This is a genomic window from Streptosporangium amethystogenes, from assembly GCF_000721075.1.
GTDB classification, from domain to species: Bacteria; Actinomycetota; Actinomycetes; order Streptosporangiales; family Streptosporangiaceae; genus Streptosporangium; species Streptosporangium amethystogenes.
Window position 1 is genome coordinate 113469 of sequence record NZ_JOEQ01000018.1, and the last position, 24337, is coordinate 137805.

Here is a 24337-nt window from a genome sequence, read left to right on the forward strand (position 1 = left end):
GGCCATGGCCCCGTCAGCGGCGAGTCTGGACAGGCCCTGGTCCGCTTTCAAGGTCTCGGTTAAAGCCCCAAAGCGGGTCAGAAGCGGCCAAGAGTTCATGTATACGATCAAAATTACCAATCGGGGACCGCGGAAGGCCGACTACTTCTACGTAGGCGGGACCCTCCTGCCGAAAGGCATCAGCAAGACCGTCTACTACAAGGGCCCGAAAGGCACCGACTGCGACTTCTACACCGACGGCTTCTGGTGCGTGACGCCCTGGATCATCGGCAGGGGTGAGTCGGAGACGGTGCGCGTCTGGGTCAAGCTCAACAAGCGGACCAGGGGCACCGCGGTCGCCAAGCTCGGCGCCGACACCTGGAACGTCCCGACCGGAGGCGCGGACCTCAGCCGCGACGAGTGGCGGCGGCTGAACTTCCCCCACTGGTACTACCTCAAGACGGTGAAAACCAAGATCGTCCACCCCACGCCGCCCAAACCCAAGCGCGGTGGGAGCGAGAGATACACCCCGCCACCGCCGCCGCCTCCCCCGCCGCCGCCCCCACCGCCGGGACGGCGCGAGGAGAAGAAGGACACCTGACCTCGCACGCCGGTCAGGCCAGGCCGTTCCGCACCGCGTAGAGGGCGGCCTGGGTCCTGTCCTGCACGCCCAGCTTCATCAGCACGTTGGAGACGTGGGTCTTCACGGTCTTCTCCGCCACGGTGAGCCGTCTGGCGATCTCCCGGTTGGAACGGCCCGACGCGATCAGCGTGAGCACCTCGCGCTCCCGCTCGGTCAACGGTGCCACCCGCCTGTCCTCCGGCGTGGCCGGAACGGATCCGGGGAGGGAGAACATCGCCTCCGCCGCCTCGGGAGCGAGCAGCACCTGGCCGCCGTGCACCGCCCGGATCGCGTGCACGAGCGCTGCCGGTTCGACGTCCTTGTACAGAAAGCCCGCCGCACCCGCCCGGATCGCCGGGGCCACGTCCTCCCGGTCACTGACCGAGGTCAGCACGAGCGCCCGCGGCGACAGTCCCCGCTCCCCCAGCAGGAGCAGCGCGCCGAGCCCGTCGAGGACCGGCATCTTCAGGTCGAGCAGCAGCACGTCCGGGGTGAGGGTCTCCACCAGGGCGACCGCCTCGGCGCCGTCGGCGGCCTCGCCGACCACGTCGAGGTCCTCCTGAAGTTCCAGGAAGGTACGCAGCCCCTGCCGGACGACCGGGTGATCGTCGGCGATCAGGACGCGGATCACGCCGGTACCTCCATCCGGACGAGCGTGCCGCCCCCGGGCTCCGACCTCACCCGCACGTTGCCGCCGACGGCCTCCGCCCGATCGCCCATCGAGGCGATGCCCAGCCCTCGTCCCACGGCGGCGGTCACCTCGAATCCCATCCCGTCGTCGCTCACCTCCAGAAACACGCGCCCACCCTCGCAGCCCAGCCGTACGCCGACGGCACGCGCCTTCGAATGCCTGGAGGCGTTGTGCAGCGCCTCCTGGGCCACCCGCAGCACGACCGCCTCGATCTCTGGTTCGAGGTCGCACACCGGAGCCTCCTCGAACGAGAACGAGGCCGGGTGGAGCCGGTCGAGCAGGCGGACGTGCTTGCGGAGCGTCTCGGCCAGGCCGTGCCGGTCGAGCTCGGCCGGCCGGAGTTCGACGATCACCTCCCGTAGTTCGGCCAGCGCCTCTCCCGCCAGCCGTTCCACCCGGTCGAGCTCCCGCACCGCCCGTACGGGGTCGTCGGCGACCAGCGACGCCGCGGCCCGCGCGGTGAGGCGCAGCGAGAACAGCTTCTGAGTCACCGCGTCGTGCAGTTCCCTGGCCATCCGGGTGCGCTCCTCCACCAGCGTGAGCTCCCGGCTCCGCTCGTACAGGCGGGCGTTGGTGAGGGCGAGCGCGGCGTGCGCGGCGAACATGGTGAGCAGCCGCTGGTCGGCCTCGGTGAAGCCGCCCGGGGCCCGCTTGTTGGACAGGAAGATGATGCCGAGCACCTCGTCCCCGTCGAGGATCGGCACCCCGAGAAAGTCCTTGAGCACCGGGTGGGCACGGGGCCAGTGTTCGAACCGGGGGTCCCTGCGGATGTCGGGAAGCCTGACCGGCACGCCCTCGCGCAGCATGGCGCCGAGCATGCCGTGCTGGCGGGGCGTGGGCCCGATCACGTCCCACTCCTCATCGGAGATGCCCTCGGCGACGAACTCGGCGAACGCCCCCTGGTCGTCGGGCACGCCCAGCGCGGCGTAGCGGGCGTCCAGCAGCCGGCCCGCCGACCGCACGATGACGCCGAGCACCTCCCGGACCGACAGATGCCTGGTCACCGCGAGGACGGCCGAGCTCACCGCGTGCAGCACGGCGTCCAGGTCCTCACTCTCGGAGCTCACGGAACGACTCTAGCCCCGGTCCAACGAGAGCTCGGAGCCACCGTGCGGCGGCGTGCGAGGGAGCGGGCACGGCTGCCGAGCTGCTCTTCGGCCAGGCCGACGGCCCGCTGGGAGCCCTGCGGAGGACCGGGTCGCGGCGGACACCCGAGGTGTCGTCCAACCGCTCACCGTTCGGTCGGCCAGTCAGTCACAAGGAATCCACAAGTGGGCTCCCGCATGCTGATCGCAGTAGCCAACGGGGGATCACCGAATTCCGACTGGAGTAAAGAAATGCGCCGGCACCTGACCGCCTTCGCCGCCATCGCCCTGGCGGGAGGCATGCTGCTCACCCCGGGAACCGCGAACGCCGCGGCTCCCCGGATCACCGCCCCGCAGGGGACCGTCCAGGCCGACAAGCCGCTCGCGCCGCTGAAGCTGACCGTCACCTACCCTCGCAGGGCCTGGGCGGGTGACTCGTACGTCTACACACTCACCACCAAGAACGTCGGCAAGTGGTACACCGACATCGCCTACATCGGCGGCTACCTTCCCCCGCAGGTCTCCAAGGTTCGCGTCATCCGCAAGCCCGCCGGGTCGTACTGCGAGATCTCCGGCCGCGAGGTGGGCTGCCTGCTCGACACCCTGAACCCCGGAAAGACGGCCACCGTCAAGGTCAGGGTCTGGTTGAAGAACAGCGCCAGGGGCACCGCGACCGCCGACTTCGGCTCGGCCTCGATCGACGTTCCCGCGGGCGGGCTCGACACCTTCGACATCCACGGCATCGACATCGGCAGCGACGTCAAGTACGTGCGGGTGAAGACCCGGGTGCTCCGCTAGCCGGCCGACCGTTCCGCGCGTGTCACCGTCCCCTGAGATCGATGACGCGGCACGCGCGGAAAATACATATAGCCCGTTTCATCCCCTGAAGTCCCTTTAATGGACTTTCAGAGACCAGTCCCTTCGCGATTCGGGTTCCGCACGGAACCCGGACCTCCGCCCGACACGGAGCCCCGATCCTTTCCTGCCCCGGGTTGCCCCGCCAGGCGAACCGGCCGGTGCGGTCACCTCACGCTTCGTGCCCACCGCTCAGCCGGACGTCACGCCGTACGGTCCACTAAATACATAATTGAATATTGATTTCTCCTCACATCTATATGTGTGATAAAACGCTGGAACTTTATGGGGCGTTCCAGGCGTCCCCTAACCCTTCAGCTGGGAGACGTTTGATGCGCCACCCGATCTCCAGGATCGTCGCCCTTGCTCTGGTCGCCCCGCTGGCCGGTGGCATGCTGCTCGCCGCCCCCGCCTCGGCCGCCTCCACGCAGGCGCCCGCGGCGACGGTCAAGGCCGCGGCCGAACCGTTCTCCTCCTTCGCGGTCACGGTTTCCGCGCCGAAGAGGGCGAAGGTCGGCGGAAAGATCACTTACCGGATCAAGGCCGTCAACAAGGGCCCCTACGAGGCCGACGCCTTCTACATGGGCGGCCTGCTGCCCAAGGGGTCCAAGGCCACCGCGGTCTCCGCGCCCAAGGGCACGCAGTGCGGCAACTACGAAGACGGATTCTGGTGCTTCACCCCCTACGCCCTCAAGATCGATGAATACCAGACCATCGCGATCACGGTGAAGCTCGGCAAGAAGTCGGGACGGACCGCCGAGGCCATCCTGGGCGTCGACACCTACGACCTCCAGACCGGCGCCGAGGACCTCTCCCGGGACGAGTTGGAGCGTCTGGGCACCAAGGGCTGGTATTTCGTGAAGAAGGTCAAGACCAAGATCGTGGGCTGACCGAGCCCGACGAGAAGGCGAGGAGCCCCGGCCTGTGACAGGCCGGGGCTCCTCGCCTTCTCCGTTCGGGGACACCGCTCAGAAACGGCCCCAGTCGTCGGCGGCGGCGCGCCAGACGTCGATGTTGCGCGGGTCGACGGCCATCCTGCGGGGCCGGTGCGTCTCGTGCTCCTCGGGGGTGAAGACCCGGTGGCCGTCGCACAGCTCGTACCTGGGCCCGTGCTTGGGTTCGAACATGTAGAAGGCGATCGAGGTCGACGCGGAGTGGTTGACCATGTCGGACGCGATCGGCACCCCCTTGTACAGGGCGCGTGCCCTGCCACGCATGACGTGGTCGAGGCTCTTCATCATGAAGCACAGGTGGGCGACGTAGTACTCGTTGTTGCGCTGCAGGGCCAGGCTGTGGTGGTAGCGGTCCTCGGCCCGCAGGAACACGGTGCCGTCCCCGACGTAGTCGGAGGCCATGAAGCCGAGCACCCCGGTGTAGAAGGCCAGGGACTCGTCGTACTTGTCGGTGGCGATGAAGGGGTGCACGAGGTCGAGCGGGCGCAGCTCGATGACAGGCGCCTCGGCGTACTCCTGGAAGTCGGTGAACAGCTCCACGATCAGCCCGTTCGGGTCGCTCACCCCGAAGCCGCGCTGGCACAGGCCCTTCATCCTGTCCTGCAGGGGCAGCACCTCCAGCCCCGCCGCGAGCACCCTCTCCCTCAGGTCGTCGAGGACCTCGTCGGACTCCACACTGAAGCCGATCGCGACCGTGTGCGACGTCTCCCTGCCGGGCTCGTGGAGCAGTTCCACGCAGTGGTGTTCGATGTCGGCGCGCAGGTAGGCGTACTCGTCGTCGTGCTGTTCGAGCTGGAGACCCACGTGATACTGGAGGAACTCAATGGTCTCTGCCATATCCGGCACCGCGATCCGGGCGTACTCCATCCCGTACGGTGCCCGGGGACGGGCGTCAGCTGTCATGGTGCCTTCCTCGTTCCTTCTTGTTCTTCGTGACGTGCTCGTCGTGTGGTGCCGGTCGGCGCGGGCGTCGCGGCGGGGTCAGCAGTGCAGGCTGACGATGGCCTGCCGCTCGATCACCGGCCGCCAGCGCAGCCGTACGAACTCCTCGTGCGAGGAGCTGTGCAGGTAGTCCAGCAGTTCCTGCTCGGAGTCGAACCCGACGACGAAGCCGTGCGTCATGCTCGTGTCGCGTGTGCTGACGTTGGGCCCGCAGGCCCAGTCGCGCATGGCCGGATACCTGCTCGGGAACGTCTCCAGCTCCGCCAGGACCGCCGCCACCGTCTCGGCCGGCACGTCCTCCTTGAAGCGGAAGACCAGCATGTGCTTGATCATCAGAGGATGAAGCTCAGCCGTGCGCCCGCGTCCATGGCCTCCATGGTGGGAATCGACCTGCGGAACCTGAAGCGGAGTCCCTCGTCCTCGATCAGCAGGACATGCTCGTAGCGGCCCACGTAGCTGTAGGTTCCGCCGTCGCGGTAGCGGTGAATGATGAAGTTGGCACTCACCCAGACCGTTTTGTCGCCCTGTTCCAGGATGAGCACGTTGGAGATCATCCGATGGGTCCTGGAGTGCGGGTTCTCCGCGTGCGCCTTGCGGCTCTTGAGCCGCTTCACCCTGGCCTTGATGAGGTCGTAGTCGTCGCACATGAAGGAGCCGGCCGAGGAGCTGTCCCAGCCCTTCCAGTCGGTGGTGGCGACCTCCATGCGCCCACCCTCCTCGAAGAGGGTGAACCACTCGTCAAGGCGCCACTCGTCGAGCAGCGACGCCTCGCGATAGAGGAAGTCCTCCACCTCGTGCCGGGTGATGGTCCTGCCGCCCACGGCGCTCTCCTTGCTCTTCTTACCGTCCATCGACTCGGTCCCGGCCCGCTCAGTCCTGGCCCACGACGGTGGCCCAGTGACGCCAGAAGCTGCGCATCGCGCCCTCGTCGATGGAACGGCCCTGGTTGCCCTTTTGCTCGTTGGCCATGCCGCGCGACATGTCACTCCAGTCGAAGGCGGGATCCGCCGCGTTCGCGGTCGCCTCGATCCCGCGCTGCACCGCCTCGTACGCCTCGATGTCGTCCGGCGTCGCGAGGCCGCCGGGGCCGACGAAGCTGACCATCGTCTTGATCCGCAGTGCCCGCACCTCGGCGGGCTCGTCCGTCTCGACGAACTGCCAGGCCCGCACGTTGGTCTGGCCGGCGGAGACCGGATCGAGCTGGCGGATGGTCAGCGCCTCCAGGTCGAACAGGAGCAGGTTGGGGAAGACGAAGAGGATACGACTGGCGTCGGCTACCTCTCCGGCCAGCTCGGGGCCGAGCCGGTCCTCCATCTCCTGGCGCTTGAGAGCCGTCCGCTCCTTCTCCGCCTCGCCGAACCTCGGCTCCCAGACCATGCCGATCCGCCCGTTGTGGCCGGTCAGGATGAGCAGTCCGTGGCCGCCGCCGAGGTCGTAGGCGTACTGGTCGTCGTCGGTGACGGCGAAGCCGGTCTCGCGCAGGTAGCCCACGAAGGTGTTGTGGGTGGGCGCGAAGTGGTAGCCATCCATCGCGTTCTCGACCGCGAGCTTCCAGTTGCCCTTGACCGAGTACAGCTGCACCCCGGGCACGGTCTCCATGCCCGCGGGACCGATCTTCGCGGTCAGCGACATGTAGTGGGCGGCCTCGCCGAGGTGGGTCATCAGGTCGGGCACGTCCGGGTCGAAGGCGATGAACACGAAGCCCTCGTGACTCTGGATCCTGGGCACCGAGCGCAGCCTCATCGCCTCGCGGAACTCCGGCACGTCGACGTACGCGTCGTCGCCGGGCAGCGCCGAGAGGTCACCCGAGTTGCTGAACACCCACGCGTGGTAGAAGCACTGGAAGAACTTCGCGTTGCCCTCGCTGTGGCGGCAGAGCACGGTGCCCCGGTGGGTGCAGGCGTTGAGGAAGACCTGGACCTCGCCGGAGGAGTCACGGCAGAAGATCAGCGGGCGCCCGCCGAGAGTCCTCGTCTTGAAGTCGCCCGGCTTGGGGATCTCCGTCTCGTGGCCGAGATAGAGCCAGGTGTGCCCCCAGATCCTGGAGATCTCCGCCTGGAAGACCTCTTCCGACCGATAGGCGGACCTGTGCACCTTGAACGACAACGCCTCCCCATCCTCCCTCACGAGGGAGGAGATCGGATATCCCTGTGTCAGCTGCGTCATCGCGGCGCCTGGCCTTCCTACGGACTTTGAACGAGAATTCGAGATGCCATCTCGCTATGTGATGCTGCTACCGCACCATCGCGGTGTCAAGTACCAGTCTTCGCACCGAAATCTTCGGTTACTCCCCGTTAACGGCAATGCAACACTTGTCGAGTTTTCTCAGCCGGTGACAGCGACGTATCCCCCGCGGAGGAACAATGCTCCAGCCGAAGACCGGCCGCATCGATGGTTCCCACTACCTCCCCACCAGCCCGGACACCAGCCTCTGGGGCCTGTTGCCCAATCGCGACCACCAGCCCGTGCTCCGCGTCGAGTCCGGCGACACCGTCACCATCGATACTCTCAGTCACGAGGGAATCCTGGAGGACCAGGGGCGTGACCCGGTCTCCTACCTCGCCGGATTCGGCGTCGGCGCCGACCAGGTGCTCACCGACGCACGCGACCTGGCCGCCTCCGACGTCGCCCACGACTACGACAACGACGGCCCGCACGTGGTGACGGGGCCGATCTCCGTCACCGGGGCCCAACCCGGCGACGTGCTCAAGGTGGACGTGCTCAGCCTGCTGATCCGGGCGCCGTACGGGTTCATCAGCAGCAGGCACGGCTACGGCGCGCTTCCCGGGGAGTTCCCCGAGACCGCCGCCGACACCGGCCCGCCCGCGGACGGCGCGCGGGAGTACAACAGCGTCTGCGTCTTCACCGAGGTGGTCGAGGAAGCCGGGCGTCTGCACGGCGTCATCCCGTTCGGCGAGGGGCGGGCGGCGCGCTTCCCGCTCGCGCCGTTCCTGGGCCTGATGGGGGTGACGGTCGACACCGGCGACCAGGTCCACTCGGTGCCGCCCGGCTCCTTCGGCGGGAACCTCGACATCAACGAGCTGCGGGTCGGCTCCAGCCTCTACCTGCCGGTACAGGTCCCGGGTGCCGGGTTCTACGCGGGCGACCCGCACTACGCCCAGGGCGACGGCGAGGTCGCCCTGACCGCGCTTGAGGCACCGCTGCGCGCCACCCTGCGCCTGTCGGTGATCCCCGCCAGGGAGGCCGGCACGCTCCTTGGCACGCTCGGTGAGCCGTTCGCCGAGACCTCGACCCACTGGCTCCCCGTCGGCCTGCACACGGACCTCAACGAGGCCATGCGGCGTGCCGTACGGGCAGCCGTGACGTTCCTCGAACTCACCCAGGGCATGGAACGCCCAAGGGCGCTCGCCTACCTCAGCGCGGCGGCCGACTTCGAGGTCAGCCAGGTCGTCGACCAGGTCAAGGGGGTGCACTGCCTGATCAGGAAGGCCGACTTCGGGCTGTAGCCGCCGAGCCGCCCGGGATGCTAGCTCCCGGGCAGCCAGACGGAGTCGCCGAAGTCCGCCCGCGGGGGGCTGAACACGTCGACGTTGACGCACGGCCCCTCGGTGGGCTCGACGTAGTGCTCCGCCCCCCGGGGGACCAGCATCATCGAACCGGCGGACATCTCGTGCGGCACGCCGTCGACGTAGTAGTTGCACCTGCCCCGCAGGATCAGTACGAGCTGATCGAAGTCGTCGTGCTTGTGCGGGTTGAGCGTCATGCCGACGGCCAGTTCGTGCCAGGCGAGCATGGTCTCGTCGGTGGAGTACACCTTGCGCCGGACCCCCGGCCGGATCTCGGTCGCGGGGATGTCGTCCCAGTTGACGGCGGTGGCGTACAGCCGCTGGTTGAACATGGGCATTCCTTTCATTGATCCCACTTGTCCATCACCTCGCGCAGGGCCGAACCGAGGAGTTGCAGGTCCGAGCCGACGATGAGGTAACGCGCGGCGCCGAGGCCGCTTTCGGCGGCCAGCGCGGCGTCCGCACGGGCGAGCCAGCCGCCCGATGCCACCCCGACGACACGGGCCGCGCCGACGATCTCCGCCACCCGCGCGAGCAGTGCCTCCGCACCGGGGAGGCCCAGGCTGACGGCCAGGTCGGTGGTACCGACGAAGGCCACGTCCAGGCCGTCCAGCAACTCCGGCAGCGGGTCACGGGTGGTGGCGGTCTCGATCTGCCCGACGAGCAGCGGCGGCTCCGCCGCCTCGGCCGCCAGGTACGCCGCCAGGTCCACGGCGCCGAAGCCGGCGGCCGGGTGGGAGAGGCTGACGCTCCGCCGCCCGTGGGGGGCGTAGCGGGCCGCGGCGACCAGGGCTGCGCTCTCGGCGGCGGCGGTCAGCGTCGAGAGCTGCACTCCCGCCGCGCCCGCCTCCAGCACCCTGTTGATCAGCGGTGGATCCACGACCGGCACCCGGACCAGGGCCGGGATGCCCGTCGCGGCGGCATGCCGCACCAGGGAGATCGCCGTCTCCGCCGACAGCGAGGAGTGCTCCAGGTCGACGACGACGAAGTCGAACCCGGCCTGCCGGGCGAGATCCACGGAGTCGACGGTGGGCAGCTTGACGAACGTGCCGACGACCCGGCCTCCACCGGCCAGCGCGGTCCGCAGCCTCCGTCTCGCCTCGCCGACCGGCGTCACCGGCCGCTGTCCAGGCCGCGCCAGGGCGTCGTCTCCACCCGCTGCCCGCCGTGCAGGACCAGGGCCGGCTCCAGCCGGGTTGCCACGATCGAGTTGCCCGCCGCGTCGGGCAGGGTCGTCTCCTCGGTGTCCTCCAGCACCGTGACGTGGGCGGGACCGCCCTCGACGAGAGTGCCGTACCCCTCGGTGTCCAGGCCGAGCCGCCGGGCGGGGGCGATGGTCATCCGCGGCACGATCTCGTCCATGGTCATGCCGAGCGCCCGCAGCTTGGCGGCGCTGGTGACCAGGTCGAAGACCGGCCCGCGCCAGTTCCTGGCGCTGGTGTCGGAGGTGAGCAGGTCGGGCAGGAAGCCCTCGGCGATCGCCTTCCTGGCGACCTCGAAGCTGAGGTTGCTCTTGCCGTGGGCGCTGTCGAAGAGGACCCCGCGAGCCCGCGCGTCGAGCACCGCGGGAATGACCTTGTCGTCGTCGAGGATGCCGTGCGGCTTGCCGGTGTAGCAGTGCGCGACGATGTCCCCCGGGCGGAGCATCCCCAGAACCTCGGGCAGCGGCTCCTCGGTCTCCCCGATGTGGACCATGAGGGGCAGCCCCGCGTCGGTGGCCAACGCGAGGGAGCTCTTGAGCAGCGAGCGCCAGACCGAGCCGACCACGTCCTCGGAGAGACGGATCTTGAAGCCGCGGACCACGTCCGGGTTGTCCCGCGCCACGGCCAGCGCGTCCTCGGCGACCAGCGTGTCCGGGTTGAGCAGCTCACCGAAACGGAAGTCGATCAGGCCGAGCACCGAGACGTTGAGGAAGTTGACCAGGCGCATCTCGGCGGGCCGGACCACGAATTCGCGGAAGGCGGCGAAGGTCGAGGCGCCGACCGTACCGGCGTCGGCGGCGGCGACCACTCCCCGGCGCAGGTGGGCCTCGTCCGGCGGCGCCCCCACCTTCGAGACGTTCTCGAAGACATGGGTGTGCCCCTCCACCAGGCCCGGCATGACCCACTTGCCCGCGCAGTCGACGACCTCCCCGGCCTGCGCGGCGAGCGAGGGCGCGATGCGCGCGACGCGGCCGTCGGTCACGGCCACGTCGGTGACCGCGTGAGTGCCCGCCACGGGGTCGAAGACGGTGCCGCCGGACAGAACAAGGTCGAACGAAATCTCGGTCATCTCATATCTCTCATCTCAGGGGACTGCGAAGGCTCTGGTAGGGGGAAACTCAGCGGTACCGAGTGCGCAGCGGCAGCACGCCGGCGACGGACACCTCCACCTCGTCACCGGGACGCAGGAAGACCCCCCGGTCCTGGCCCGTGCCCGCCGGGGTACCGGTCAGCACGACGTCGCCGGGTCGCAGCGCGGCGAAGTGGGAGATCCTGGAGATCAGCTCGGGCACGGCGAAGATCAGTTCCGCCGTGCTGGAGTCCTGCCGGACCGTTCCGTTCACGCTGGTCCTGACAGTGATCCGCTCGGGGTCGTCGACCGCCGGGAGTTCGAGCACCGAGGCACCGAGCGCGCCGAAGCCGGGGAAGCTCTTGGCCAGGGTGGGGGTCGCGGTGGCGACCATGACGTCACGCGCGGTCATGTCGTTGGCCGCCGTGATGCCGGCGATGTGGCTCCACACCTCACCTGGCGGGGTGCGGTGCATCGGCCGCCCGATCACGAAGGCGACCTCGCCCTCGTAGTCCACCTGGCTGGAGCGGTCCTGCGGCAGCGTCACCTCCGCTCCCGGTGCGGACACCGCCGAGGGCGACCGGAGGAAGAGGATGGGTTCGGAGGGGACCGCCCGCCCGGTCAGGTGTGCCTTCGACAGGTAGTTCAGCCCCACCCCCCAGATGGCCCCGGTGCTGCCCAGCGGGGCCAGGGGCTCCCCCGGCTCGATCCGGCCCCGCTCCCGCGCGGCGTGCGCGGGGGCGAAGCCCTCACCTGCCGCGAGCAGCTCCGCCACGTCGGCGAAGGGCAGGTCCAGCAGGACGGCGCTGTCAGCGTCGAGGCCGGCGTCGAGACGTGCCAGGCCCTGCGGCGTGGCGATCAGGTTCATACCTCCTCCCCGGAGAGCGAGCCGCCGCAGGCGGTGGCGCGGAGGACTGTCGCGAAGGCCATGACGGCCCCCGCGCGTCGCATACCCATGCTTGCTCCTACTCCTCTCACCGACGCTCTGAGGGGAGACGGCGAGGGTTCAGGGGGGTGGTTTTTTCTTGGGGCATCGGCGGGCGGTCGCGCCAGTGGCGGGGTTCCCCATCGCCGTGCCAGGTCGACCGGGCTTCATGAACGTACGAGGAACGCTTGGCGCGTGTCAAGATGCGGAATCACATCTCGCATTGCGTCACATCGCGGGCGTGCTTGAGCGCTCTGGGAGGCCACCTGTGATTTCTGGAAAGAATGTCTGATCAGCGGGAACGCACGCCGCCGCGCCGTGATCTCCGCTTCCGAACCCGCCGGGCCGCGCTCAGACGGGCGTGGTGCCGCCCAGCTCACGCGACAGCTCGCGCGCCACCCCCAGCAGCACGGCGGCGGCCCGCGTCTCCAGGTCACCCGCGAGGGAGGCCACCGTGCCGAGGATCGCCATCGAGGCGACCACCTGATCACCCTCGAAGATCGGCGCCGCGAGCACGCGTACCCCGTGGTCCACCGGAGAGTTGATCGCGAGCCCGGTCCGCCGGACCTCCCTGAGGAGTTCACGCAACTCCGCGGAGGCCCGCAGCCGCCGCGCGAGCCCGGGTACCTCTCCCACGGGCAGGTAGGCGCAGAAGATCCGGCCCTGGGCCGAGCGGGCGACGTCGAGCTGCGAGCCGGTGCGGACGCTCAGCCGGATGTCGCCGAGGGTGTTGTCCACGCAGCTGACCACCACCGGGCACTCGCCGTTCCAGACGCTGAGCACGACCGTCTGGTTGATCTCGCGCATGAGCAGTTCGAGGTGGGGAGCGGCGGCCGCGGCGATGGGCAGCCCGGCCCGCGCGGCGGCCTCCAGCCCGAGCAACTGGGGGCCGAGCGAGTACAGCGCGCTACGCGGGTCGTAGCGGAGCAGGTTGGCCGCCCGCAACGCCCTGGCGTACCGGTGGGCGGTGGGCTTGCTGACCCCCAGGCGCGCGGTGATCTCATTGAGGCTCAGCCAGGGACGCTCGATGGTGAAACCACTCAGGATCAGCGCGGCACGCCGCACCGTCTGGATGGCGGGCACCTCGTCGGCCACATCGACGTCGCCGGGGTGCGCCTGATCCGCCATGCCGACTCCTCCGCACAGACCATCCGTTGGATCGGACTCTATCGACTGTCGAACTCAGGCCGCATCGGAAGAATGGCCGGGCATGGTACCGAGGGCGGGGTTCACCAGCGGCGCCAGGTTGTTGACCGCCGCGGCGGCCTCGCCGAACCCCACGGAGATCAGTCTGACCTTGCCGTCGTAGTCGCTGATGTCCCCGGCGGCGAACACCCTGGACAGGTTCGTCCTCATCGACCGGTCGACGAGGACGTGCCGTTTACGCAGCTCAAGGCCCCACTTCTGGACAGGCCCGAGGTCGGCTATGAAACCGAGCGCCGCCACCACGGTCTGGGCCGGCAGCGTGACGCGGCCGCCCTCCTTGACCTTCTCGACGACGACCTCACCGACAAGGGGGTCGCCGCCGATCTCGACGACCTCGTACGGCGTCAGCACCCGCACCGACGACGCGTGCAGCGTCGCGACACTGCGCTCGTGCGCGCGGAAGACGGGCCTGCGGTGCACGAGCGTCACCGAGCGCGCCAGCGGCTCCAGGGCGAGTGCCCAGTCCACCGCGGAGTCTCCGCCGCCGACCACCACGACGTCGTGGCCGGCCACCTCGTCCAGCCTGCGGACGAAGTAGCGCAACCCCCGGCCCAGGTACTCCTCGCCCACGGGCAGTTCCCGAGGGGTGAAGGTGCCGATGCCTCCGGTGAGGAGCATGGCCTTGGCGCGCACCCGGGTACCCGCGTCGGTGACGACCTCCACACCCTCCTCGTCGTGCAGCAGCTCGCAGGCGCCCTCCCCGAGCAGGAAGAGCGGATCGGCCTGCGCCGCCTGCGTCATCAGCTCGTCGACCAGCCGCTGCCCCTTCACCGCGGGGAATCCCGCGATGTCGAAGATGTCCTTCTCCGGGTAGAGCGCCGAGATCTGGCCGCCGGGCTCGGGCAGCGAGTCGATCACGGCGACCGACATGCCGCGGAAACCCGCGTAGTAGGCGCCGTACAGCCCCGAGGGGCCCGCGCCGACGATCACCAGATCGACGTCGTACGCCGTCACGACCCACCGCCGGGAGGCACCGCGGCGGGATGGTCGCTGCCGGTACGGCCGACCTTCCTGGCCCCACCGGGAGAGCCCAGATCGGCGAAGAACTCGGCGTTGATCTCGGCGAACCTGGTCGCCTCCGCCGGGAGGTCCTCCTGATGGAAGATCGACATCACCGGGCAGGCGGGCTCGCACCGGCCACAGTCGACGCACTCATCCGGATGGATGTACATCATCCGGTCACCCTCATAGATGCAGTCGACCGGGCACTCCTCCACACACGATCTGTCCTGCACGTCCACACACGCGTCGGTCACGACGTAGACCATCAGTCCTCCCTCGTCGGCAACGTGGGGGAACAGTAGGATTCGACCACGAGTGTTGTCAATATACGAGATGCCATCTTGCATAGAGTTAATATGTGAGCATGACGAGCGATGCCCTGCGACAGCTGCGACACGCCACCGGCGTGGCGATCTCCAGCGAGCCGATCATCGAGGCGATCCGGGTGATGGCCGCCGGCCCCAGTCCCCGGGGCCGGGAGCGCGCGACCGCGACCCGGCTGGCGGCGTGGGCCCGGAGCCGCTGGCCCGAACTGCCCTGGAACCTCGAAGCGGTCGGTGACGAGGGGGCGAACCTGACGTCCACCGCCGGCGGCTCGGGGCCCGAACTGCTCCTCTACTCCCACCTGGACACCTCCCTGTCCGGTGACGTCGAACACGACCGGTGGGCCACCGGGATCGACGAGGAGCCCGCGCCGCTCTCCGTGGATCCGGTGTCCGGCCTGCTGGCGGGTTTCGGCCTCGGCGTCGCCCGCGCACCCGCCGCCGCGGCGCTGACGGGATACGCGGCCGCGGCCACGGTCCTGCGACACGACGGCCTGCCACACCGCCTCTCCCTGCTCCTGGCCTCGGGCGGCACGCACTCGTCGCCGTTCGCCCCCGCCGGGCCTTCGGGCATCGACGAGCATCTCCGGTCGCATCCGCTGCCCTCGGCCGCGGTGGTCGCCAAGTGCGGCCCGCGCGGCGTCCTGTACGAGGAGCCTGGAGCGATCTTCCTGCGGGTACGGCTGGGCGGACCCTACCGGCCGGTGCTGGCCAGGGACGTGGGCGGCGGGCTCCTCGCCAACCTCGGCACCGCCACCGCGATCCTGGAGTCATGGCGCACCGAGCACGTGGCGGCCAGGGCGGGCGCCGGCCGCCAGCTCGCCGCCGAGGCCGGCATCGGCGCGGTACGGGGAGGGCTCCTGGAGAAGCCCGACCTGCTGCCGGGCGTCGTGGAGCTCCACCTCTACGTGGTCACCGTCCCCGGCGACGACCCCGACGAGATCGCCCGGACCGTACTCGCCAGGATGCGGGCCGGAATCCCCGGCGGGCCGCTGGACGGCTGCCGGGTGAGCGTGGACGCGCGGCTGGTCCATCCCGCCGGGGTGACCTCACCCGACGCCCCGGTGATCCGCCATGCGATCGCCGCCTGGCACGACGAGCACGGTGAGCCCCCGCCCGCCATCTCCGGCTGGAAGGGCTCGACGGACGGAGTGGTGCTGCGCGGCCACGGGGTCCCGACCGCCAGGGTCGGCCCGGCGCCCGAATCCGACCCGGCCGACCCCCGGCGGGACGTCTTCGATCCGCGGACGCTGGTGCGCTTCGCACGCCTGTACGCCGGGATCGCCGTCAGGCACGCGCTCGGCGATGTCGAGGGACAGGGCCATCGACATTGAATGTTCTGGATGACAGGATGCTGTCTCGCAATGCAAAATATACGCTCGGCGCCAAGCTTCCATACATAACGCGAGGGAACCAACATGGGTGACGACCCAGTGCCTAGCCTGAAGGGGGTCGCCGGCGAGAACAGAACCCCGGCGATCCAGACCGTCCAGCGGGCCGCGATGATCCTCAGCGCGTTCACGGTAAGCCGCCCGCACCTGACGCTCAACCAGCTCACCGCCAGCCTGGGCACCAGCAAGGCTACCGCGCACCGGTACACCAAAGCCCTGCGCGAGAGCAACCTGCTCCGCTACGACGAGCGCGAGGCGCTGTACTCCCTGGGACCGCAGATCCTCACTCTCTCCGCCGCCGCCCGCGTCGGCATGCCCGTGATCGGCATCGCCGGGCCCTACATGCAGCGACTCGTCAGGGAGATCGACGAGACCGTCGTGCTGAGCGTCTGGGACGGCGACACCGCCGTCGTCGTCCGCGTCGACGACAACACCGACCGCACCATAAGGGTCAGCGTACGGATGGGCTCCCGCCTCTCGCGAACCGAATCCGCCCAGGGCCGGGTCTTCTGCGCATTCCTCCCCTCGGAGGACATTCCCGGCCTCGAACCACAACTGGCCGCCTCTCCCGAGCTGCGCCAGGAGCTCGTGAAGATCCGCGAGGACAACATCTCGGCCAACACCCCCTCCGTCAACGGCGTGCGCAGTATCGCCTCCCCGGTGTTCCGCGGCCCGGTTCTGCTGGCCGCGATGGCCATCGTCGGCACGACCTCCTCGGTTCCCGCGGGCACCCACTCCCCGCTCGCCGAGGCCCTGCGGCAGACCGCGGCCGAGGTGACGGCCGAGCTCGGCAGGGAACAGAACTCCCCTGGTCACTGACGTTCCGTGAACTTCAGGTGTCCGGATGACGAACCGCATTCACGGTCGAAACCGGAGCCAAGTAGCGTAGGACCCGATGAACCAACGCACGCTTCTGATCACGTTGACCGGTCCGGACCGCCCAGGCGTGACCTCACGCCTCTTCTCCGTTCTGGCCGGATTCCCCGTCGTCGTCGCCGACGTGGAGCAGGTCGTCATCCGCGGCCGGCTCACTCTCGGCGTCCTCGTCTCCTACGCGGGTGACACACCGACCGGCACCGGCGGCACCCTCGGTGCCCTCTGGACCACCGTCGAGCGGACCGCCGAGGATCTCGGTCTGCACGTGGAGATGTCCACCGGCTCCGATCCAAAGGAGAAGCGGCGCAGGGGACGGCTCAACGTCACCGTGCTCGGCTCGCCGCTGCAGCCCGCCGCCATGGCGGGCATCGCGGGGCGGATCGCCGCGGCCGGCGCCAACATCGACCGGATCGAGCGCCTGTCCAGCTACCCGGTGACCTGCATCGAGCTCTCCCTGTCCGGTGCCGACCCCGACACTCTGCGGGCCGAACTGGCCATCGAGGCGCACGCCCAGCAGGTGGACGTCGCCGTGCAGCGGACCGGCCTGCACCGCAGGGCCAAGCGGCTGATCGTGATGGACGTCGACTCGACGCTCATCCAGGACGAGGTGATCGAGCTGCTGGCCGCGCACGCCGGCTGCCTGGAGGAGGTCGCCAGGGTCACCGAGGAGGCGATGCGCGGCGAACTCGACTTCGCCGAGTCGCTGCGCCGCCGGGTCGCACTGCTGGAGGGCCTCTCCGCGGAGGTCTTCGAGAAGGTGCGCGAGGAGCTCGTGCTGACCCCCGGCGCCCGCACGCTGGTACGGACGCTCAAGCGGCTCGACTACCGGTTCGCGATCGTCAGCGGCGGGTTCACACAGCTCACCGATGCCCTTGTGGAGGACCTCGGGATCGACTACTCCGCGGCCAACACCCTGGAGGTCGTCGACGGCGTGCTCACCGGGCGGGTCGTCGGGGAGATCGTCGACCGGCCCGGCAAGGCGCGGGCACTGGAGCGCTTCGCCCGCGAGGCGGGTATCCCGATCAGCCAGACCGTCGCCATCGGCGACGGCGCCAACGACCTGGACATGATCGCGGCGGCCGGCCTCGGCATCGCGTTCAACGCCAAGCCGGTGGTCCGCCGCGCCGCGGACACCGCGGTCAACGTGCCCTACCTCGACTCGATCCTCTACCTGCTCGGCATCCCCCGTGCCGAGGTGGAGGACGCCGACGCCGAGGACGGCGTCATCACCAACAACCGCTGAACACGCCTTCGCCCCGCGGACGATCGCGGCTAACAGGTCCTCGGGGCGGTCAGGGCGGCCAACCGTACGGCTTCGGCGCCGAGCCCCCGCAGGGCGGGCCGCGCGGCGGCGGCATGCCTGATGCTGCGCCGCAGACCCGTCATCCTGTCACCCGCCCCTTCGGCCAGCTCGTCCAGGCGGCGGGCGGCCAGCTCGTCCACGTACGCGCCGAGTTCGTCGAGGGCCCGGTCCAGATCATCGGGCGGCGTGCCCGGCCGATCCGTCCTGACCCCCTCGGCGGCCTTCTCCAACCGGTCGGCGACGAGGTCGAGGACCGTCACCGTGGGGTCGAACTCGTTCCCGGGTGGCGGTATCGCGAACAGCGCCAGCGCGTTGTCCCGCAGCCGCCCGGCCACCGTCACCGCGTCCCGCAGGCGTCGCGGCGCGCCGCCGCCCGGCTCCTTGTCCAGTTTGTCGAGCGAATCGGCGAGCCGCCCGGTGGCGTCGGACGCCGAGGAGATCCGGGCGTTCACCTCCTTGGGGTCCTGGTCGATCAGTGACCGCACCAGCGCGGCGTGCCGATCGAGCATCTCCGCGACGGCGGCGGCCAGCGTGGCCCGGTGCCCCCTGGACCACAGCAGCCGGGCGAAGAGCAGCGCCAGCACGCCACCGGCGATCGTGAGCACCACCCTGGCCGCGGCCGCGCCCCAGTCGAGCGACAGGGCGAAGTCGGCCAGCATCAGCGAGAGCGGGGTGGCGAGCATCATCCAGTATCCGTAGCTGCACCCGCGCAGCGCGAAGCCCAGCGCCGCGCAGACGGAGACGAACAGCGTCAGATACAGATGACCCGGCGCGACCGCCAGCACCACCGCCCCGGCCACCGCGCCCACGGCCGTACCCAGCACCCGCAGCCGCACCCGATCCACCGTGTCGCGATAGGTCGGGCGGAGGCTGACCGCCACGGTCACCACGAACCACTTGGCGTAGTGCTCGTGGATCACCAGCATCAGCACCATGGCCGCGGTCACCGCCAGGCCCACTCTGATCGGGTGGTAGCCGGTCGTGATCACCGGTTTTCTCGACCGTACGAACTTCGGCAGGCGCGGCCCCACCTCGACACTCTCCGCCGCCTGCTGCTCCACCGAGCGCACGGCCATCGCGATCCGGTCCACACACCGGGTCACCTGCCCCAGCAGCGCGGCCGCGGGCAGCGGCGTGTCCCCCGCACGAGCGGTTCTGCGGATCTCCTCCACACTGTCGGCGAACCGCCCGACGGCGGCCAGCGCCCCCGGCATCTCGGCCGAGCCGCCAAGCAGTGCCGCCTCTCGCAGCGCACGGGCCAGTGCTCCGATCGCCTCGTCCAACTCCCGGGTCCACTCCGTCCCGGCCTGCGCCTCCACCGCCGCCGCGCGCAACACGCGCAACGCGATCGTCTGCTGGAAGATGCGGGTCAGCGTGGCCGGGAGCCGCTCCGACGCCCCGTCGTCCTCTCCGGCGACCCGGTAGAGGGAGAGCGCCGCCTCCAGGTCCTTGAGCGCGGTGGCGGCCCGGTGGCGCAGCGACTCCCAGCTCTCGTCCGCGAGCGGTGCCCGCCCCCCGCCGGCCAGGAGATCGGCGAGCGCCATACCCGCCTCCTCCACGGTCCTGCGAAGCGGCCGGCGGCGGCGTAACGGCCAGATCGTCATGACCGTCAGCACGGCCAGCAGGCCACCGCAGGCCGAGGCCCCCATGTGGAGCAGAACGCCCATGGTGGAAGGGGCGAAGTAGGCCAAGGTCACGGAGAGGATCGCGGGTATGCCCAGCGCCCGCCAGTAGATGCCCGCCGCCGCGACCAGGCCGACCACCACGGCGGCGATCGGCCACGGGTGGGGGTGGATGAGCGCGCCGAGTCCGGAGCCGAGCGTGACGGTGGTCGTGGTGGTGAGCAACCCTCTGACCCGGTCGCCGTAAAGCTGTCCGGGAGCGTCTCCGAAGAGCGTCAGATAGCCGCCCAGAGCCACTGAGGCGCCCTCCGCGAGACGGCCGAGGAGAACGCCGAGCAGCAGTGGGAGGCAGACGACCAGCATGCACAGCAGGCCGTACGACCAGGCGGGACGCCCGGAGAGCCGGAAGTCGGCACGCAGCATGTCGACGAGCCCGCGCATGCCACCCCCCGATCCCGGGAGGTGGTGCGCGCTCTCCCGGGCTCCCCCGTGCCTCGTTACGCCTTGTTACACCCTGGCCCTCAGGGCTTCTTGGGGCTCCATCTGGCGATCCCGCGACCGACGTCGAGCTCCGTCCACTCGCCGTCCACCTCGATGACGGCGAACGCCCCCGGCGGGAACCCTGCGTCGCCGTCGTCCTCGGTGAGCTGCCTGACCAGCTCGTGGACGCCGGGGTTGTGGCCGACCAGGACCAGCGTGTGCACCTGCGGATCACTCCGCCGGATCAGCGTCAGCAGCTCGTCGGGGTAGGCCTCGTAGATGGCCGGTTCGAAAAGGACGTCCGCCCCGGGAAGGGCCAGCTCCGCGGTCTGCCGGGTGCGCACCGACGGCGAGCAGAGCACCAGGTCGGGGCGGAGGCCCCGCACGGCGAGGGCCTCACCGACCCTGCGGGCGTCGTGCTCGCCGTCGGCGCTGAGGGGACGTTCGCGATCGGCGAGACCGAAGGCGTTGGCCGCCTTGGCGTGCCGCAGCACGACGAGCGTGCGTGCCGTCATCTCGAGGCCCACATGGCGAGGCCCACGATCACCGCGAACACCACGGCCATCGCCAGCAGGATGAGGATGAGTGTTCTGCCTCCGGAGGGCTGCTGTTCCATATCGGCCAGTTTCCCATCGAGACGGTCCGCACATGCGGAAGGGGTGCACGCGGCCCGTGCACCCCTTCGTCAAACATTGCTCAGCTGGAGACCTGCTCCGGCTGGCGGTCGCTGTTGTTCTCCTCCGTCGGGGCGATGCTCGACGAACGACGCTTGGAGATGACCACCGCGGCGACGATGACGCCCACCGCGAGCACCGTGATGCCGATGCGCAGCGCCGGGCTGTCCGCGTAGGCCACCACGGCCGGGGCGATCAGCAGCGCCACCAGGTTCATCACCTTGAGGAGCGGGTTGATCGCCGGTCCGGCGGTGTCCTTGAACGGGTCACCGACGGTGTCACCGATGATGGTGGCCTCGTGGGCCTGCGAGCCCTTGCCGCCGTGGTGACCGTCCTCGACGAGCTTCTTGGCGTTGTCCCAGGCTCCACCGGAGTTGGCCAGGAACACCGCCATGAGCGTGCCGCACGCGATGGCACCGGCCAGGAACGCGCCGAGCGGCGCGTAGCCGAGGGCGAAACCGACGGCGATCGGGGTCAGCACGGCCAGCAGGCCGGGCGTGGCCAGCTCCCGCAGCGAGTCGCGGGTGCAGATGTCCACGACCCTGCCGTAGTCGGGCAACTCCGTGCCGGCCATGATCCCCGGCTTGGTACGGAACTGCTCGCGTACCTCGAAGACCACCCGGCCGGCCGCGCGACCGACCGCCATGATCGCGAGGCCGGAGAACATGAACACCACCGCGGCACCGATGATCAGGCCGACCAGCACGTTCGGGGAGTCGATGCTCAGGCTGAACGTGCTGAAGGAACCCAGCGCCTCCTTGACGGACGCGCCCGCCTTGACCAGCTCGCTCTCGACCGCCGTGCGGAACGCGCCGAACAGCGCGGTCGCGGCGAGCACGGCCGTGGCGATCGCAATGCCCTTGGTGATGGCCTTGGTGGTGTTTCCGACGGCGTCCAGCGAGGTGAGGACCTGGGCGCCCTCGCCCTCGACGTCGCCGGACATCTCGGCGATGCCCTGGGCGTTGTCGGAGACAGGGCCGAAGGTGTCCATCGACACGATCACGCCGACCGTGGTCAGCAGGCCCGTGCCCGCCAGCGCCACGGCGAACAGCGCGACCGTGACGTTGCCGAAGCCCAGCAGGAACGCGCCGTAGACGGCGGCTCCGATGACCAGCGCGGAGTAGACGGCCGACTCCAGGCCGACGCTGATGCCGGACAGGATGACCGTGGCGGGACCGGTGCGGGAGCTCTCGCCGATGTCCCGCACCGGACGGCGGTTCGTCTCGGTGAAGTAGCCGGTGAGGATCTGGATGGCGCTTGCCAGCACCAGGCCGATGAGCACCGCACCGATCGCGATCAGGCGCGGGTCGGAGGTGATCGCGGCGATCTCCGGGCTCACCCCGGTCAGCCCGGAGAAGCTGGCCGGCAGGTAGAGGTAGGCCGCGACCGCGACGAGGATGGCCGAGATGGCCGCCGAGATGAAGAAGCCCCGGTTGATCGCGGCCATCGCGTTGCGGTCGCCGGCGCGCGGGGCGGTGACGAAGATGCCGATGATCGCCGTGATCACACCGATCATCGGCACGATCATCGGGAACACCAGTCCCTCGACGCCGAAGGCCACCTTGCCCAGGATCAGGCTGGCGACGAGCATGACCGCGTAGGACTCGAACAGGTCGGCGGCCATGCCCGCGCAGTCGCCCACGTTGTCGCCCACGTTGTCGGCGATGGTGGCGGCGTTGCGCGGATCGTCCTCGGGAATGCCCTGCTCGACCTTGCCGACCAGGTCGGCGCCGACGTCGGCGGCCTTGGTGAAGATGCCGCCACCGACTCGCATGAACATCGCGAGCAGCGCGGCACCGAAGCCGAAGCCCTCCAGCACGGCCGGGGCGTTGCCCCCGTAGGCGATCACCACCACGGCCGCGCCGAGAAGGCCGAGGCCAACGGTGATCATTCCGGCCACGCCGCCGGTGCGGAAGGCGATCCGCATCGCGACCTTCTCACCCGACTCGCGGGCGGCGGCGGCGACGCGGACGTTGCCGCGGACCGCCAGCCACATGCCGATGAATCCGGTCAGCGCGGAGAACAGCGCGCCGACGACGAAGAAAGCCGATCTGCCGATCCGCACGCCGGTCGTCTCCGCCGGGAGGAGATACAGCAGGAACGGGATCAGGATGACGAACAGCGCGAGCGTCCGGAACTGCCGGGTAAGATACGCGGAAGCCCCTTCCTGGACGGCTCGCGCGATGTTTTGCATACGCTCGGTGCCTTGGCCGGCGGCCAGCACTTCCCGCACCAGTGTGCCGGCGACGGCGAGTGCGAGCAGGGCCACGACGGCGACCACGATCACGATGTTGAAGTGGTAGCCACTCAGGGATACCGCTGGCTCTTCGACAGCGGCGAGATGGAGCACAGACATCCGACTCTCCTTGGCAAGACGGGAACACGTCCTGCCCGGAGTGCGCTGCCGAGTGGTTAGACGAGCGGAGCGGCGCACATCCGGGATGGTTGGCAGTGCCGCTTCCAGTTGCAGACCCCCACGGAGGACGGCTCGCGTGCGGGCCGCTCCGAAGGATAAACCTTGGCCGGTTCCGGGAGTCTACGCAGCGAGGACGCGGATATGAAGCCTCTGCCCACGGACAATTGACGCCGAGTCCAGCATCTTTTACCGACCGACCTGCTTATAACGGCATTTCGCCTGTCACACCTACCCCGCCAGCCTCTGTTTCCCCTCAATTTCAGGTGGGAAATATCACGGTTATGTTTTGCCCAAAACTGGGCGCCCCACGACGAACAGCCGGGCGTGTCCATCTGGACACGCCCGGCTGCCGAAGTCCTCTGTCAGGCCGGAGACCGGCCGTTCGTCACCGCGGGCCAGCTCATGCGGATGCACATGCCCTTCTGGCTCGGGTAGACCTGAACGTCGTCGGCCAGTCCCGCGATGACCGCGATGCCGAAACCGGCCATCAGATCATCGGGGAGTTGCCCGAACGGATCGTCGAACCCCAGGAGGCCGCGATCGTGCTCCAGCTCGTCACTGGGGGCGGAGTCGGTGACGGTCACCTCGAAGCGCCCTGAGTCATCACGTAGCTCGATGCGGATCGGCTCTCCCGGACAGTGGAGGCGGTGTGCCTCCACGGCCCGCGAGCATGCCTCACCAACAGCGAGCCGTACCTCGTCCAGCAGTGACTCCTGCACGCCGGTGCGTCTGGCGATCGCCGTGGCGACCAGACGTGCCGTACGCACATGCGCGGGGAGAGCGCTGAACGTCAGTTCGACGGTAGCCACGACTACTTGTCTCGACCGTGGGCTTCCTTGGCCTCGTCGACCGAGGCGTAGATACCGAAGACCTTCGTCAGCCCGGTGATCCGGAAAATCTTCAGGATGCGCTCCTGAGTGCAGACAAGCTCCAGTGAGCCATCGTGCGCCCTAACTCGCTTGAGCCCGCCGACCAGGACACCAAGGCCCGTGGAGTCAAGGAAGTCGACCTTCTCCATGTTGACGAGCAGGTGGAAATTCCCCTTGTTGACCAGGTCGATCAGGAGCTCACGCAATCTGGGCGCGGTGTAGACATCAATCTCACCCTCGACCTCAACGATGGTGAGACGGTCCTCGGAATGGTGGTCCAACTTCAGATCCACAGATCCTCCAGCGCCTTGCCTGCGAAAGTACC

The 24337-nt window shown here is 69.4% G+C and carries 25 protein-coding genes; 7 read left to right on the forward strand and 18 right to left on the reverse strand.

Annotation, left to right across the window (positions count from 1 at the left end):
• Window positions 1–4 precede the first annotated feature (4 nt).
• Window positions 5–580 carry a hypothetical protein gene (locus IG98_RS0125120; protein WP_281178522.1) on the forward strand — a complete coding sequence of 192 codons (576 nt, stop codon included), beginning with the start codon at window positions 5–7 and terminating at the stop codon, window positions 578–580.
• A gap of 13 nt (window positions 581–593) precedes the next feature.
• On the opposite strand, the gene IG98_RS0125125 is transcribed toward IG98_RS0125120, so the two are convergent.
• Window positions 594–1232, reverse strand: a complete 639-nt coding sequence (locus tag IG98_RS0125125) for a response regulator (protein ID WP_030916896.1) — start codon at window positions 1230–1232, stop codon at window positions 594–596.
• On the reverse strand, window positions 1229–2359 hold the full coding sequence (locus IG98_RS0125130; protein ID WP_030916900.1) for a GAF domain-containing sensor histidine kinase: 1131 nt from the start codon (window positions 2357–2359) through the stop codon (window positions 1229–1231). Before IG98_RS0125130 ends, IG98_RS0125125 begins: the two co-directional genes overlap by 4 nt.
• A gap of 270 nt (window positions 2360–2629) precedes the next feature.
• Here IG98_RS0125130 and IG98_RS0125135 point away from each other — a divergent pair, with 270 nt between their 5' ends.
• Together IG98_RS0125135 and IG98_RS0125140 are read left to right on the forward strand one after the other, a co-directional pair.
• A complete protein-coding gene (locus tag IG98_RS0125135) occupies window positions 2630–3175 on the forward strand; it encodes a hypothetical protein (RefSeq protein ID WP_030916904.1) in 546 nt (181 codons plus the stop codon).
• Between the two features lie 389 nt (window positions 3176–3564).
• The gene (locus IG98_RS0125140; RefSeq protein WP_030916907.1) at window positions 3565–4122 is read left to right on the forward strand and encodes a DUF11 domain-containing protein; all 558 of its coding nucleotides are present in this window, start codon (window positions 3565–3567) and stop codon (window positions 4120–4122) included.
• Between the two features lie 78 nt (window positions 4123–4200).
• On the opposite strand, the gene IG98_RS0125145 is transcribed toward IG98_RS0125140, so the two are convergent.
• The 4 genes from IG98_RS0125145 to IG98_RS0125160 form a co-directional block, all read right to left on the reverse strand.
• Window positions 4201–5088 (reverse strand): VOC family protein, encoded by an 888-nt coding sequence (locus IG98_RS0125145; RefSeq protein WP_084195624.1) that lies wholly within the window; start codon window positions 5086–5088, stop codon window positions 4201–4203.
• A gap of 78 nt (window positions 5089–5166) precedes the next feature.
• Window positions 5167–5460 carry a Dabb family protein gene (locus tag IG98_RS0125150; RefSeq protein ID WP_030916912.1) on the reverse strand — a complete coding sequence of 98 codons (294 nt, stop codon included), beginning with the start codon at window positions 5458–5460 and terminating at the stop codon, window positions 5167–5169.
• Entirely contained in the window at window positions 5460–5978 is a 519-nt protein-coding gene (locus IG98_RS0125155) for an aromatic-ring-hydroxylating dioxygenase subunit beta (protein ID WP_030916914.1), read from the reverse strand. The genes IG98_RS0125150 and IG98_RS0125155 overlap by 1 nt, the downstream gene beginning before the upstream one ends.
• A gap of 19 nt (window positions 5979–5997) precedes the next feature.
• A complete protein-coding gene (locus tag IG98_RS0125160; protein WP_037971160.1) occupies window positions 5998–7293 on the reverse strand; it encodes an aromatic ring-hydroxylating oxygenase subunit alpha in 1296 nt (431 codons plus the stop codon).
• Window positions 7294–7490: 197 nt separating this feature from the next.
• Between IG98_RS0125160 and IG98_RS0125165 the strand changes: the two genes are divergently transcribed.
• Window positions 7491–8594: an acetamidase/formamidase family protein gene (locus IG98_RS0125165; RefSeq protein WP_030916920.1), complete on the forward strand. Its 1104-nt coding sequence runs from the start codon at window positions 7491–7493 to the stop codon at window positions 8592–8594.
• A gap of 20 nt (window positions 8595–8614) precedes the next feature.
• Here the strand turns inward: IG98_RS0125165 and IG98_RS0125170 are convergent, their stop codons facing one another.
• The 7 genes from IG98_RS0125170 to fdxA form a co-directional block, all read right to left on the reverse strand.
• The gene (locus IG98_RS0125170; protein WP_030916921.1) at window positions 8615–8986 is read right to left on the reverse strand and encodes a cupin domain-containing protein; all 372 of its coding nucleotides are present in this window, start codon (window positions 8984–8986) and stop codon (window positions 8615–8617) included.
• 11 nt (window positions 8987–8997) lie between these two features.
• Window positions 8998–9771 carry an aldolase/citrate lyase family protein gene (locus IG98_RS50795; protein WP_051752847.1) on the reverse strand — a complete coding sequence of 258 codons (774 nt, stop codon included), beginning with the start codon at window positions 9769–9771 and terminating at the stop codon, window positions 8998–9000.
• Window positions 9768–10925, reverse strand: a complete 1158-nt coding sequence (locus IG98_RS50800; RefSeq protein WP_030916928.1) for a TatD family hydrolase — start codon at window positions 10923–10925, stop codon at window positions 9768–9770. The genes IG98_RS50795 and IG98_RS50800 overlap by 4 nt, the downstream gene beginning before the upstream one ends.
• 49 nt (window positions 10926–10974) lie before the next feature.
• Window positions 10975–11793, reverse strand: coding sequence for a fumarylacetoacetate hydrolase family protein (locus tag IG98_RS0125185; protein ID WP_051752849.1), 819 nt, complete (start codon window positions 11791–11793; stop codon window positions 10975–10977).
• Between the two features lie 408 nt (window positions 11794–12201).
• Window positions 12202–12978: an IclR family transcriptional regulator gene (locus IG98_RS0125195; protein ID WP_051752850.1), complete on the reverse strand. Its 777-nt coding sequence runs from the start codon at window positions 12976–12978 to the stop codon at window positions 12202–12204.
• Window positions 12979–13032: 54 nt separating this feature from the next.
• The gene (locus tag IG98_RS0125200; RefSeq protein WP_037971161.1) at window positions 13033–14010 is read right to left on the reverse strand and encodes an NAD(P)/FAD-dependent oxidoreductase; all 978 of its coding nucleotides are present in this window, start codon (window positions 14008–14010) and stop codon (window positions 13033–13035) included.
• A complete protein-coding gene (fdxA, locus tag IG98_RS0125205; RefSeq protein WP_030916942.1) occupies window positions 14007–14324 on the reverse strand; it encodes a ferredoxin in 318 nt (105 codons plus the stop codon). The genes IG98_RS0125200 and fdxA overlap by 4 nt, the downstream gene beginning before the upstream one ends.
• A 98-nt stretch (window positions 14325–14422) precedes the next feature.
• Here fdxA and IG98_RS0125210 point away from each other — a divergent pair, with 98 nt between their 5' ends.
• The 3 genes from IG98_RS0125210 to serB all read left to right on the forward strand — a co-directional run bounded on the left by IG98_RS0125210 (window position 14423) and on the right by serB (window position 17891).
• The gene (locus IG98_RS0125210; protein ID WP_030916944.1) at window positions 14423–15715 is read left to right on the forward strand and encodes a zinc-binding metallopeptidase family protein; all 1293 of its coding nucleotides are present in this window, start codon (window positions 14423–14425) and stop codon (window positions 15713–15715) included.
• A gap of 84 nt (window positions 15716–15799) precedes the next feature.
• Entirely contained in the window at window positions 15800–16591 is a 792-nt protein-coding gene (locus IG98_RS0125215) for an IclR family transcriptional regulator (protein ID WP_030916947.1), read from the forward strand.
• A 76-nt stretch (window positions 16592–16667) separates the two neighbouring features.
• Entirely contained in the window at window positions 16668–17891 is a 1224-nt protein-coding gene (gene serB / locus IG98_RS0125220; protein WP_030916949.1) for a phosphoserine phosphatase SerB, read from the forward strand.
• A gap of 29 nt (window positions 17892–17920) precedes the next feature.
• Here the strand turns inward: serB and IG98_RS0125225 are convergent, their stop codons facing one another.
• From IG98_RS0125225 to IG98_RS0125250, 5 genes are all read right to left on the reverse strand, one after another.
• Complete coding sequence (locus IG98_RS0125225; protein ID WP_030916952.1) at window positions 17921–20014, reverse strand: FUSC family protein; 2094 nt, start codon at window positions 20012–20014, stop codon at window positions 17921–17923.
• 80 nt (window positions 20015–20094) lie between these two features.
• Window positions 20095–20568, reverse strand: a complete 474-nt coding sequence (locus tag IG98_RS0125230) for a SixA phosphatase family protein (protein WP_037971214.1) — start codon at window positions 20566–20568, stop codon at window positions 20095–20097.
• A 181-nt stretch (window positions 20569–20749) separates the two neighbouring features.
• The gene (locus IG98_RS0125240) at window positions 20750–23083 is read right to left on the reverse strand and encodes a sodium-translocating pyrophosphatase (RefSeq protein ID WP_030916958.1); all 2334 of its coding nucleotides are present in this window, start codon (window positions 23081–23083) and stop codon (window positions 20750–20752) included.
• 422 nt (window positions 23084–23505) lie between these two features.
• A complete protein-coding gene (locus IG98_RS0125245; protein ID WP_030916962.1) occupies window positions 23506–23952 on the reverse strand; it encodes an ATP-binding protein in 447 nt (148 codons plus the stop codon).
• 2 nt (window positions 23953–23954) lie between these two features.
• Complete coding sequence (locus IG98_RS0125250) at window positions 23955–24305, reverse strand: STAS domain-containing protein (RefSeq protein WP_030916965.1); 351 nt, start codon at window positions 24303–24305, stop codon at window positions 23955–23957.
• Window positions 24306–24337 lie beyond the last annotated feature (32 nt).